This window comes from Pseudomonas sp. CFBP2511, from assembly GCF_030209255.1.
Classification (GTDB): domain Bacteria; phylum Pseudomonadota; class Gammaproteobacteria; order Pseudomonadales; family Pseudomonadaceae; genus Aquipseudomonas; species Aquipseudomonas avellanae.
Genome location: NZ_JARVSI010000024.1, coordinates 285,752 through 298,013 on the forward strand (window position 1 = coordinate 285,752; position 12,262 = coordinate 298,013).

Consider the following 12,262-nt stretch of genomic DNA (forward strand, 5'->3'; position numbering starts at 1 on the left):
TTCTCGGCAGTGTTTCAGGGTGATACGTCTGCCACGTTCTCCTTCCTCAGTTGGCTTGCACGTTCTGGAAACATCAACGGCGAATTCAAGTAATGCGAATACGGCACGGTATGGCGGTCGCTGGGTAACTCTTTGGTGAGCTCCGGAAGTTTTAGCCAATGCAGGCCGGGCTTGTAGTGATGTTCCTGGTGATAGCCCAGATTGAACGTCAGCAGGTTGTAGAGCGTTGAGTAGCAACTCACCGAATCGCGCTTCGGGTCATTGGGGTCCGTTGCTCCCCAGTGCTGAAAGTAGTTCTCGCCTTGCCTCAGGGTATCGATGAGGTAGGTGACGGGAATGAAGTAAAAGAAGAAAAACTGCCAGTCAACCACACACAGTACGAGGCGAAACAGGAACCAGGCTGCCAGGTCGTATTTCGCCGCCTTCAGTTTTGCAGGTTCCAGCAGTTTCTTCAGCGCCCGGGCTGCCAGCACAGGATCTTCCGGTGATGCCAGCACCGCCACGCGCTCGATGGGCCAGTATTTCAGCAGGACCAGCAAGGTGAAGTACTTCACGCCCAACGATTCGAAAATGAACAGACCGAAGCTGATCAGTTGTTGGGCGATTGAACGCTTCAGTCCGAGAACGGCCAGGATTGATTTGTCATTCCATGACTGGTGCGTTGCGTGATGAATGCCGTGGCCGATGTTATAGGGCGTCTTGGGCGCTTCCGTCGCAGAAAAGCCCATTCGCGTCAGTGTATTCATCCACCGGATACGAAAGAAGGGCGTGTGGTAATGGTTATGGTTGGCCCCGGCGTTTTGCAGGGACAAGGCAAACAGAACGGGGATCATGCCGAGCAGGGCAAGCAGCGACATGCTTTGATAGTAGTAGGCGAGTAAAGCGTACACGCTGATCTGAAAAGGAATTACCAGACAGCATGCAATGTCCCAGCGGGAATACTTGAATACTTTGCTTTGAAGCATGTCCACTCCTTGTGTGACGTTCTTCAGCAGTGTGACGCTCCTGCCAGCTGACCGGATTAAGAGGAGGCGGTAGGCGCAATGGTATGTTTCAGCCCTGCACCGTTACGGTGGAGGTTGTCAGGCTTTTTATGGCTGCATCGGCTAAGGCGGTTGTCGATGACAAAATTTATGGAACTATTATCTGTTTCTGGGTGAGAGGTTTTTTGCTTTTTTAGCGTGCTCACAGGGCGTTTTAGGGGGAATTTTTCGTTTTAGGGGAGGTAATCGGAGAAAAGCTCTCATCTGGCAGCGTGCTAGTGATTAACTGTTTCCGGGCTGTCTTTTGTTTCAAGGGGCCTCAGCAGATTGATGGCGGCCGGAGCTGTGATGGCTGAGATAGGTATAGCCGCCAGGCCGGGGAAGATATGCAAGCTCAGGGTGCGCTATATGCCTTAAGCGTAAGCGGTAGCAACGTAGTCTTAAGGTCAAACCATGCGGAGGCCACATTTTTGAAGGTGTGCTCAGTGGTCGGTTTGGAGGGGCGCGCCCGGGTTAAGATTCGCGTTGACAATGCTGGCGTTCTGACTTAAAAAGGTCGCCTCTTTACGCGTTTAAAGCCAGACGCTAGTCGTCGAGGGCTTAGTCAGGCGTTTCGCCAGACTCAATCGCATTGCGTTGTTTTATTCCGCAGACAAGATCTGCGGCCCTACGCTCCTTCGTCGCTCCGGTCCACAGATCTTGTCTGCGGCTGTTCCTTGGTAAAGAGTCCTTTTTCGCATGGATCCGCGACATATTCTTGCTGATGTAGACCTAGCTGAAAGCAAAATTCATTTCTCAAAGAATCCAATTGTTCTGCTTTGCGGCGGGTTTGTTCCTGAAAAGGAGCATGCAGACGCAGATGACCCTCCTGTCCGTTCTCTTCGTGATGCGCTGAAGCGTAAAGCTCTCAGTATGATGAAGGCTCCTCAAATTTTCAGGCCAGAAGAGATAAAGTCTTGGCATGAAGATGGGGTTTATCGAAACCTGATGGATTTCGAGGCTGATCTCGCGAGTATTTGTTCACTTATTGCCGTTGCGGTTGAAAGTGAAGGCTCTATCGCTGAACTGGGTGCTTTCTCTCAGCTTCCAGATTTTCAGAAAAAACTCATAGTATTTGTACCTGAAGAATACGCTGCTGCTAAGTCTTTTATTAATCTGGGAATACTGAGGCACATAAACGATAAGCACGGAAGCGGCGTGAAAGTCTATCCTTGGAGCCCTAAGTATCCACGCGAGATTCCAGATGATGTCGTTACGGATGTCATGGATGATATTGTTAAAGAGCTTAATGATCTGAAAAAGACGCAAAATTTATCTCTTGATAATAATATCCATATCATCGTGTTAATATATGAGTTAATTAGGCTTTTTGTTGCACTTAAAGAAAGTGAGATTGTCGAAGCGATTAAGGGATTGGGTAAGGAAGTTCATCGCGATGACGTGCGGCGAAAGATTTTTTTATTACAAGAATTTGAGTTTATAAAGAGAATTGGATATAGCGATTCGGTATTTTACGCTTGTGATAAAGATTCTTTTCATACCCTCCGTTTTGCTCTTAAATCGGGAGGTACGGTTGATGCATTGAGACTAAAAGTAGAATGCGTTGATTATTATAAGGCAGCCACATTCGAGCGAAATCGCAACAGAGCGATTGATAGAGCGAAGCTAGGGATTGCGAAATGAGCGAGTATAATTTTCGTGAGCACCTTTCTGATGAGTTTTTGATATCTGAGCACGATGTCACTCGTCTTTTGCTTAGGGCTCCGTATGCGTACAAGCGTTACACCATTCCAAAGATGAATGGAGGTATTAGACAAATCGCACAGCCTGCAAAGGAAACCAAAATCTTTCAAAACTTCATGATGAGAGAATGGTTTTCAAAGATGCCAATACATGAATGTGCAGCGGCATATAAGCACGGAGCGAGCATTAAAGATAATGCTGAGCGACATGCGGGTTCTACGTATTTATCAAAATTTGATTTTGTTAATTTTTTTGGTTCTATAACTGAGCGCAACATAAAAGTTTTATTGTCTACGGTTTTTAAGGGTGAGCTATCTGAAAAAAGTATCGTCGATATGGCCAGAATGAGTTGTATTCGTGACCGAGCAACCGGGCGGTTGGTGCTTAGTATTGGTGCTCCGTCTTCACCTGTATTGTCGAATGCTGTGATGTTTAATTTTGATTCGGTCGTGCATAAATGGTGCGTTGAGCAGGGCGTTATTTATTCGCGATATGCTGATGATTTAACATTTTCCTCTAACGAAAAGGGTAAAACCTTTCTAGTAGAAGAGTTCCTAAAGGTTACTCTCAAGCAATTGTCTGAGCCTTTGTTAACACTCAATGCAGATAAAACCATCCATGCATCAAAAAAGAACCAGCGGCGAGTAACAGGGCTGGTTCTGAGTAATGAAGGTGGCGTAACTATAGGGCGGGACAGAAAACGGTTGATTAGCGCAATGGTTCACCGTTTCGCAATCGGCGCGCTTGATAATAAGTCTATTGCCCATCTGCAAGGACTGATAGGTTTTGCGCAAGATATTGAACCTTTGTTTGTTGCTAAGCTTAGAGGGAAATATACTTCAAAAGTCATCACCGAACTTATGAGGGTCCGAGGAAAAAAAAGTAATTAGACATAGCTGTGGCGAAATAAAAAGACTTCTCGTAAAACTACTGCTTTGGCCCGAGCTGATGATGGCGAGGCTGAAACGTTAGCTAATGTGCTGTTTTCGAAATAATTTACTTATTGTCTGTCGCATCAAGTGCTTCACGCGCCCGGTGGATTTTGTTCAAAATCTCCTCTCCCTTTGCGTTCCAAACGTATCGGGTCGGCTGAGCATTTCGTAACGCCATGAACGCTGTAATGGAGCTTTCCAGCTCGCGAACCGAGGCAAAACTGCCGTCGCGAAGATACACCGTGATGTCTCGAAAAAAGCGTTCAACCATATTCATCCAGGAGCTGGAGGTCGGCGCGAAATGAATATGAACGCGAGGATGTTTCGCCAGCCACGCTTTCACAGCAGCATGCTTGTGGGTCGCATAGTTATCGACGATCAGGTGAAGATCGAGGTGTTTGGGCGTTTGTTTATTGATCTTCTTGAGAAAGGCCAGCCACTCTTAATGCCGGTGCTGACACTCGATGCTGCTGATCAGTTTTCCCTGAAGATAATCCAGTGCAGCGAATAACGTGACTGTGCCGTGGCGGGTGTAATCATGGGATTGGGTCTGGATATTACCGATGCCCAAAGGCAGGCCCGGCTGCGTCCGTTCCAAGGCTTGAACCTGGCTTTTCTCATCGCAACACAACACCAAAGCCTTGTCCGGCGGGGCTAAATAGAGCCCGATCACATCCCAGAATTTCTCTTCAAACTGCGGATCATTGGACAACTTAAATGTGCGCGTCAGATGGGGCTTCAAATCATTGGCAGCCCACAGTTTATGAATTGTGGGAAATACCCGCCGCCTTTGCCATGCTCCGACAGCTCCAGCGTGGTTCTCCGATGCGAGGACGGGTGACCTGTTCTAGGACACGGCGAACTGTCTCGGCAGGCAACGGCGACTTGCGTCCGCGTCCTGGTTTGTCGATCAGTCCATCAAGCCGATGTACTTGGAAACACTGGCACCAGTCGGTGATTGTCGGGCAGGAAAAACCGGTCAAGCGTGCAATGTTGTCTCGGGTTTCGCCTTCGGCAGCCAGCAGAATAATCCGTACTCGCCGACCTTCTCGTTGAGGAATGGTGGCAGAGCGTACCCGACGTTTGAGCTCGCTCTTTTCTTCGGGGCTAAGCGTGATGTCCAGAGCGCTCATGGCAAGCTCTCCAAGGCAGGGATGACGTTTGAAGTGTAGACGAAATGAACAGAAATTTATTTCGCGAACTGCACACTAGATGCGAAGGGCATGGGGGAGTCCCCATACCCTTCTGGTAGTTTGCGCTTTCCGTGTAGGTCAAGGGTAAGCTTCGCCATGAGGTCCCCCGTTCCTGCTCACTTCGTTGCGCGGGCTGCGGCCTCCTCCCTGCCCTTGACTACCTGTTCACAATTGCGTCACAGGTACCGCGAAGACGAAGAGCTTCAAGCGTCGTCGTCCCGTTCGCGTCTAACTCTTTTCTCATGAAATTCAATGAGAAATAGAAAATTTGAACGTATAACGAAGAAAACAGATAGGGTTTGCAATAAAGTCGCATAGATTATGATAGTTATTGCGAAATACTTTATATCTAGGCGATGGGTTTGGTAGAAGATAGTGCTGGATATAAGAGTTTTCCCCAGAAGAACATAGATGATTGCCATTGCGGCTAAGGCTGAGATTATTATGCTTCCTACCATAGTTTTTAGTCTGGCGGAGTTCTCCTGTGCTTCGCTAAAGTCCGCACTGGAAACGTTGTCGGATGTTATTCGGATTAAGGCGTCTGGGTATAGGTATGCTACCCATATCCCCATGATGGTGAATACGCACCCAGACACATTTAGAAGAGCGCCTCCGTAGTCCTTTATGTCGGCATAGCTAACAGCTATTGCAGACCATTTTACAAGGAAAAATAGTCCCCAAAATACAAGAACAGGGATGGCTATATAGAGCGACCACTCATACCGCTTCTGCACTTTTTGCCTCCGCTGAGGCTAGATCTTCAGCCGCCAAAGCTGCCTGTGCGGTTTCTTCAAGTTCTTTCTGTTTGGCGATGCTTGCGATATATTCTGCCCGCTTAGGAGATAAGTAACCAAATAGAGTCGCCGCTGGAATAACATCGCTACCGCCGTCCTCGACCGAAATGGAGTCGGTGAGACGATACTCCTGTGCCCATGTTACACGTGAGTTCTGATCCATAAATCCAACTTTTTCCCAGCCATCTGCATCCATGTCTCCACTGGAAGCAATAATATCTAGGATTTCAGCCTTGCTCGGTGATGTCTCTATCTTAAGCTCTACTTTTAAGTTTTCTTTGTTTTTTTGGCTGGGGCGACTGAATAATTTTGATACCACAGGGATGCGTGACAGGCCACCAACCCATCCCTCAAGAACTTCGCCTTGCGCATAAGTAGGAACGTATTTTCTGTTTAGTACATACTTTGTTGTATGCGCAATTTCGTTTATCTTGGCGTCGGTAGTGGAGAAAATTTTCAACGCCGCTTTGAATTTAAATGTCACCTTATATTTAAATTCGTCATCTGCTTTCACGACAGTTTCGTTAGCAGCCTGCGTTGAGGAGTGCTGGGTAGGTTTGGTCTCTGTGCTTTCGGCGGCCTCGATCACTTCCCTTTTTACATCGAAATACACTCTTGTAAATGCTTTTTCGTGACCTGAGGCTTTGACTTCCTCTTTCTTTTTAATACCGGGAAACTTAACCCTGAAGTTTACACAGCCATTTAGCCAGTCGTGAACCATATCTGAATCGCAGCGCGAATTGTCAAACTTTACAGAGACCATATATTTTTTACTTGGCATAAACCAGTAATAGCTAGGGTGGCCCCAAATGACATCCTCCTGATCGGCACCTGTCTCTGGCTTCAGAAACTTGCTCAAGTTTCCACTACTGTCTAATTTTACTCCGACCATGGATTTGTCGTTATCTGGATCAGATTTCCATAGTACAAACAGGAAGTCTCCAGTTGCCTCGTCTTTATAGACGTCATGGCAGTAGCAATTCACGCTTTTCGATTTTGCAGAGTCGTCCCACGGCACGGTGGTCTTGAAAGATCGACCACTCACCCAGTTTTTGATGGCCTCAAGTGCCAGCTCTGCTTCCAACCCATAGCAGTTGTCTGAAACAAAACCGTACAGGCCGCATTTCTCAATCTCAAAAAAGTTTAGGGTACCAGTGCGTCGCATAAATCAGATCCTTCGGATTTCGTTGGGGGCGATAGGCGGACAGGAGTGCTTCCATTCACCTAATTTTTTTTTCGATCTAATGGGGTAACGATACAGCCTATAGGCGGAGCTACCAATCTGACATCATAGTGGTTGCGTGTCTTAATGGCCATTCGCCCGAAGCCTTGAATATCTAGGTTGTTCGCTAGCTAAGAAACAGCTTGGTCAGGAGTCGATAGAGGGGAGCGATCTACTCAGCCGCTCGGCACCAAGGCAGTCATCAATGAACGTTGGTTGTTCACCGGGGGGGCTAGCCACCCGCGTGCCCTAAGGGCCCGACGGGTGAAACGACGAATCTTGGACGGACTGCCACAGGTTGGCATCGAGCAGTCGGCTATGACGATTGCATTCGATAATGTGTCAGTTGAGGTGTGGGACGTAATGTGGGACTTAAGCGACCATGTAAACGCAAAAAACCCCCGAAATCTGAGTGATTTCGGAGGTCTTCGTTGTTTCATTTGGTGGAGCCGGGGGGATTTGAACCCCCGTCCGCCAGTACTCCGCTGTCGGTACTACATGCGTAGCCGTGTCTATTAAGTTAACCCTCAGCGACCCGACGGGCAGGGTGCATTGGGCGAGTTGCGTAAGTTTTAGTCGCTTCGTCCACAACGTACTAGGCGACGATCCTGTTCTATATGACAATCATTTTGGGTTTACAGGCATCCCCTGATGATTGCTGGAGCCGAAGCTACCAGAAGTGCGGCTAGGCTGCTTACGCAGCTAGTTGAGCACCGTAGTTTTCGTCATTGGCAACTATAGAAAGTTGCAACAGTGGATTTACGAGTTCTGTTACCAACTCGGCATGCACCTAAAGTTTCATCACCGGCGTCGAATCCAAATCGGCCCCGAGACTGCTTTCGCAGTCGCTGGGGCGCAGTGTACGCCGATTGGCGTGCCACGTCGACCCGTTTGCTGCAATCGATCAGGCAAGCCCGGTGGCTGGCCTGATCGAGGGTGTTATTTGGTGCCTTCGCTGCCCGACCCGGTGTTTTTCAGCGAGGTGATCACCTTGGTGGTGATCTCGATGCATTTTTTCTCATCGTTCTGCGCTTGGGCCGCTTTGGCGTTTTTCTCGGTGGTTTCGAGCATGGTCTTGGTTTCAGGGCTCAGGTTGGTGCCGGAAGAAACCTGGGCATTTTCGATCGTTTTGATGTTGGCGCCACACAAATCATCGGCGGCGAATACCGGCGAAGCCAACAGGGCGGCGCTGAGGAACAATCCAGTGAGGGCGGTACGCATCATGTGTCTCTCCTTATAACCTGTGGACTCGGTATGGCCGGTCGTTGACGCCGTCGCCCGAGGGTTTGAAAGCCCGTTCATTTTCAGGGCCTAAAGGATTGACTGTGCTGTAACGCAGGCGTTCTATTTTATTTTTGCGCAGATGCGAAAAAGCCACATTGGGCAGTTAAGGCACCAAAGTGGGGCGATCTTCGCGTTGAGGTTGTGATTATGCCGGGTGGGAAGGGGAGGCGAAGTGATTGAAGCGGCGCAGCGCCAAATGCCTGGTTCAAGGCATTTGGCACTCGCAAAGGGCTAGTCGTCCTTGCCCTTGGTGCGCACGGCACGCTGCAGCTCACGGTCCGAATCGCGTTCGCGCTCGGTGTGGCGCTTGTCGTATTCCTTTTTCCCTTTACCCAAAGCAATTTCGCACTTGATCAAGTGCTGCTTCCAGTAAATGGAAAGGGCGACGCAGGCGTAGCCTTTTTGCTGAACCGAGCTGGTGAGCTTTTCGAGCTCGCGCTGGTTCAGGAGCAGTTTACGGGTGCGTGTCGGGTCAGCGATGACGTGCGTGCTGGCAGTCTTGAGAGGCGTGATGTGGCAACCCATCAACCAGGCCTCGCCGTCCTTGAGCAGCACGTAACTGTCAACCAGCTGTACCTTGGTGGCACGCAGGCTTTTTACTTCCCAGCCAGACAGGACCAGACCGGCCTCGAACTTGTGTTCGATGAAGTAATCGTGACGCGCCTTTTTGTTCTGCGCGATGGTCCCTGTAGGGTGTTTCTTGAGCTTAGCCATAGGGGGCGCATTATAGGGAGTTGCATCAATGTCGGCTACGGGAAAGCGTGTGCTTGAGCACAAAGGTTGAATCCCGGACAATGCGCGATCTTTTTTGGCTGGGCGTTTCAATAAAATGTCGACGGACAAGGTTTCGGTCCACGGTAGCTGGGCAAGTCGCTGGGTGTTCATCCTGGCTGCCACTGGCTCTGCCGTGGGGCTGGGCAGTATCTGGAAATTCCCGTACATGGTCGGTGCCTATGGCGGCGGCGCATTTGTACTGGTATTTCTGGCGTGCATCGCGCTGATCGGCATTCCGGTGATGATCGCCGAGACGCTGATTGGTCGTCGTTCGCGGCTCAGTCCTGCGAATGCGCTCAAGACGCTGGCGGTCGAGGCGGGGCATTCGGCGCGTTGGTCATGGGGTGCTTTCGCCGGGATGATCACGGCGCTGCTGATTCTCTCCTTCTATAGCGTGGTGGGCGGCTGGTCGCTGGATTACATCATCGACATGGGGCGTGGCGATTTTCAGGGCGTGACGGCGGATCAGGTCGGTGCCTATTTCGGCGCGATGATTGCCGACCCTTGGCGACTGATTTTGTGGCACACGGTCTTTATGCTGCTGTCTGCCGTTGTCATCGGCAAAGGTGTCGAGGCAGGGCTGGAGCGCAGTCTGCGGATCATGATGCCGATGCTGTTCCTGCTGATGCTGGCGCTGTTGGGCTACAGCCTGACCACCGGGCACTTCATGGAAGGCGTGCATTTCATGTTCGATTTCAACCCCGACAAGGTGCTAGATGGCTTGCTGCCAGCAATGGGGCATGCGTTCTTTTCGTTGAGCGTCGGCGTTGGCTCGATCATGGTCTACGGCGCTTACATGACCAAAGGCGCCTCCATCAGCACCACGGTCGTGGGCATCGCGCTGCTCGATACGTTTGTTTCGCTGCTGGCCGGCTTGGCGTTGTTTCCGATTGTCTTTGCCGCAGGGCTGAGTCCGAGCGAGGGGCCGGGTCTGATGTTTGTCGCGCTGCCGTTCGCGTTTGGTAACGTTGCGTTCGGGCAGTTGATGGGTGTCGTGTTCTTTGTGCTGGTCGCGGTTGCGGCCTGGAGCTCGGCCATTTCGCTGCTTGAGCCAATGGTTGCGTACCTGGTCGAGCGCACCCGTATTCGCCGCGCCTGGGTGACGTTCTGGCTGGCATTTACCTGCTGGTTTGTCGGTCTGGGAACGGTGTTCTCGTTCAACATCTGGCAAAAAGCCAAGTTCTTCGTGAACGATGGAGGCGTATTCCACCTCTATCAATGGGGCGCATCGAATGGCCTGGACTTCTTCGGAGTCATTGATTTCTTCACCTCGCGGGTCATGTTGCCGCTGGGTGGATTGTGTTTTGTGGTATTCGCTGGTTGGGTGATGGGCCGTGAGGCGGTGCGCGACGAATTGTCGATTCGCAGTCCGCTGCTCTTCAACCTGACGTTCTTTTTGATGCGCTACGTGGCGCCGCTCGGCATTCTTGTGGTGTTTGCCGCTCAGCTCTGGAAATGACGCTCACATGACTACGCACATACAACGCTCTGCTTTACTGCCGTACCCGGCCGGTTTCCTTTATGACCTGGTCAATGACGTGGCTCGTTATCCCGAGTTTCTGCCGTGGTGCTCTTCCGCTACCGTGCTTGACGCCAGCGAGTCGCAAATGCGCGCCAGCCTTGAGATCGCCAAGGGCGGTCTGAGTCAGAAGTTCATGACGCGCAATACGCTGGTCCCCGGCGAATCGATTGTGATGGATCTGGTCGAAGGGCCGTTCGAGCAGTTTCATGGCGTCTGGACGTTCAAGCCGCTGGGTGAAAAGGCCTGCAAGATCAGCCTGGATTTGTCTTTCGATTACGCCGGAACGATTGTGCGCGCCACGCTGGGGCCGTTGTTCAATCAGGCGGCCAACACGCTGGTGGACGCATTCTGCCAGCGAGCGAAAGAGCTGCATGGCTGAGGTGTCGATTCAGATCGAAGTGGTGTATGCCACGGTTCAGCGTCAGGTGTTGATGACGGTCGATGTGCCGGCAGGCTCGTCGGTACGTCAGGCGCTGGCGCTGTGTGGCATGAATCGGGAGTTTCCCGAGCTGGATCTGTCACAGTGCCCCGTGGGTATTTTCGGCAAGGTGGTCGCTGACCCTGCAGCGCGAGTGCTGGAGGCGGGTGAGCGAATCGAGATTTATCGCCCGTTGCTGGCCGACCCGATGGAAATCAGGCGTCTGCGCGCGGCCAAAGCCCGTGAGAAAAGAACGCTGCCAGGCTGAACACCGGCTGAATGAAGCACACAAAAAAGCCCGGCGTGCCGGGCTTTTTGCTGAGCGGCTGGCGACTAACGGGGGTTAGTGTCCAGTGGCTCTTGAGTCGGGACCGGTACGGTCTCGACGCTGTCCACATCTTTCTGGATGGTGTCCAGCAGCGAGCCTGGCTTGGCTGGCTGTTCAGGCGGCTGCTGCGGCTGATTCTCTACAGGCGCAGTGGTATCGCTGCCTTTGCCGAGAATGGCTTCATCGCGGCTGACGCCTGGCATGAAGTCGCCGGACAGGCTCACTAGCTGGTCATTGCCGTTGAATATCAGGCTGACACGCTCCTGCTGGCGTTCACCGCCACCTGGCTGCAGGCTGTACAGGTAATCCCACCGATCGGCGTGGAAGGTGTCGGTCAACAGGGGGTTGCCCATGATAAACCGTACTTGCCGCCGGGTCATTCCGGGGCGTAACTGGTCTATCATGTCCTGCGTGACGACATTACCCTGCTGGATGTCGATTTTGTAAACCCCGGGGAATGAACAACCGGCGAGTGCGAGCAGTCCCACGAAGGTGAAACTGGTTAGCAAGAGCTTGGTGTTTTGCATCGGTGGGCGACTTCCACTATCTTGGCTGGGACAACGTAAACCCCGATCATACCTGCATTAAGAGAAGCTGCGAAGCAGCGTCTGCGAGAAAGCTGACCATGGTTGAAAATAGCGAACTACGAAAAGCAGGACTAAAGGTAACCCTACCGAGGGTTAAAATACTCCAAATGCTCGATTCTGCCGAGCAGCGCCACATGAGTGCCGAGGATGTTTACAAGGCGCTGATGGAGGCTAGCGAGGACGTCGGCCTGGCCACGGTTTACCGTGTCCTGACCCAGTTTGAAGCTGCGGGATTGGTGGTTCGCCACAATTTCGACGGTGGTCATGCTGTGTTTGAGCTGGCTGATGGCGGCCATCACGACCACATGGTCAACGTGGAATCAGGCGAGGTGATCGAATTCTTCGACGAAGAAATCGAGAAGCTTCAAAAAGCCATCGTCGAAAGACACGGCTTTGACCTGGTGGACCACAATCTGGTGCTTTACGTACGCAACAAAAAGGCGTGAAACCAGATGACACAAAGGCGACCCAAGGTCGCCTTT

General features: G+C 51.4%; 11 protein-coding genes, 1 other RNA gene and 2 pseudogenes. 6 read left to right on the top strand and 8 right to left on the bottom strand.

Features of this window, described 5'->3' with window-relative positions:
* Positions 1 to 14: 14 nt before the first annotated feature.
* Positions 15 to 965, bottom strand: coding sequence for a fatty acid desaturase (locus tag QRN38_RS21005; RefSeq protein WP_011105030.1), 951 nt, complete (start codon positions 963 to 965; stop codon positions 15 to 17).
* Between the two features lie 302 nt (positions 966 to 1,267).
* Positions 1,268 to 1,479: pseudogene (locus QRN38_RS21010) on the bottom strand (phage integrase central domain-containing protein); the annotation flags it as partial.
* Positions 1,480 to 1,721: 242 nt separating this feature from the next.
* Between QRN38_RS21010 and QRN38_RS21015 the strand changes: the two are divergent.
* Both QRN38_RS21015 and QRN38_RS21020 read left to right on the top strand, forming a co-directional pair.
* Positions 1,722 to 2,666 carry a retron St85 family effector protein gene (locus QRN38_RS21015; RefSeq protein WP_057417925.1) on the top strand — a complete coding sequence of 315 codons (945 nt, stop codon included), beginning with the start codon at positions 1,722 to 1,724 and terminating at the stop codon, positions 2,664 to 2,666.
* A complete protein-coding gene (locus tag QRN38_RS21020) occupies positions 2,663 to 3,616 on the top strand; it encodes a retron St85 family RNA-directed DNA polymerase (RefSeq protein WP_057417926.1) in 954 nt (317 codons plus the stop codon). The genes QRN38_RS21015 and QRN38_RS21020 overlap by 4 nt, the downstream gene beginning before the upstream one ends.
* 106 nt (positions 3,617 to 3,722) lie before the next feature.
* Here QRN38_RS21020 and QRN38_RS21025 read toward each other — a convergent pair.
* The 5 genes and pseudogenes from QRN38_RS21025 to smpB form a co-directional block, all read right to left on the bottom strand.
* A pseudogene (locus tag QRN38_RS21025) lies at positions 3,723 to 4,791 on the bottom strand (IS630 family transposase).
* Between the two features lie 777 nt (positions 4,792 to 5,568).
* Positions 5,569 to 6,810, bottom strand: a complete 1,242-nt coding sequence (locus QRN38_RS21030) for a hypothetical protein (protein ID WP_057417930.1) — start codon at positions 6,808 to 6,810, stop codon at positions 5,569 to 5,571.
* A 498-nt stretch (positions 6,811 to 7,308) separates the two neighbouring features.
* Positions 7,309 to 7,696, bottom strand: a transfer-messenger RNA (tmRNA) gene (ssrA, locus tag QRN38_RS21035).
* A gap of 110 nt (positions 7,697 to 7,806) precedes the next feature.
* Entirely contained in the window at positions 7,807 to 8,091 is a 285-nt protein-coding gene (locus tag QRN38_RS21040; RefSeq protein WP_003377470.1) for a PA2433 domain-containing protein, read from the bottom strand.
* Positions 8,092 to 8,382: 291 nt separating this feature from the next.
* Positions 8,383 to 8,865, bottom strand: a complete 483-nt coding sequence (gene smpB / locus QRN38_RS21045) for an SsrA-binding protein SmpB (RefSeq protein ID WP_003377471.1) — start codon at positions 8,863 to 8,865, stop codon at positions 8,383 to 8,385.
* A 115-nt stretch (positions 8,866 to 8,980) separates the two neighbouring features.
* On the opposite strand from smpB, the gene QRN38_RS21050 reads away from it, so the two are divergent.
* Genes QRN38_RS21050 through QRN38_RS21060 form a run of 3 tightly spaced genes read left to right on the top strand, consistent with a single transcriptional unit; the run spans position 8,981 to position 11,133 of the window.
* The gene (locus QRN38_RS21050; protein ID WP_007243715.1) at positions 8,981 to 10,384 is read left to right on the top strand and encodes a sodium-dependent transporter; all 1,404 of its coding nucleotides are present in this window, start codon (positions 8,981 to 8,983) and stop codon (positions 10,382 to 10,384) included.
* A 7-nt stretch (positions 10,385 to 10,391) separates the two neighbouring features.
* A complete protein-coding gene (locus QRN38_RS21055) occupies positions 10,392 to 10,826 on the top strand; it encodes a type II toxin-antitoxin system RatA family toxin (RefSeq protein ID WP_005620437.1) in 435 nt (144 codons plus the stop codon).
* A complete protein-coding gene (locus QRN38_RS21060) occupies positions 10,819 to 11,133 on the top strand; it encodes an RnfH family protein (protein ID WP_057417931.1) in 315 nt (104 codons plus the stop codon). The genes QRN38_RS21055 and QRN38_RS21060 overlap by 8 nt, the downstream gene beginning before the upstream one ends.
* 65 nt (positions 11,134 to 11,198) lie before the next feature.
* Here QRN38_RS21060 and QRN38_RS21065 read toward each other — a convergent pair whose 3' ends face one another.
* The gene (locus QRN38_RS21065) at positions 11,199 to 11,720 is read right to left on the bottom strand and encodes an outer membrane protein assembly factor BamE (RefSeq protein WP_005766432.1); all 522 of its coding nucleotides are present in this window, start codon (positions 11,718 to 11,720) and stop codon (positions 11,199 to 11,201) included.
* 98 nt (positions 11,721 to 11,818) lie between these two features.
* On the opposite strand from QRN38_RS21065, the gene fur reads away from it, so the two are divergent.
* Complete coding sequence (gene fur / locus QRN38_RS21070) at positions 11,819 to 12,226, top strand: ferric iron uptake transcriptional regulator (protein ID WP_002555142.1); 408 nt, start codon at positions 11,819 to 11,821, stop codon at positions 12,224 to 12,226.
* Positions 12,227 to 12,262: the final 36 nt, after the last annotated feature.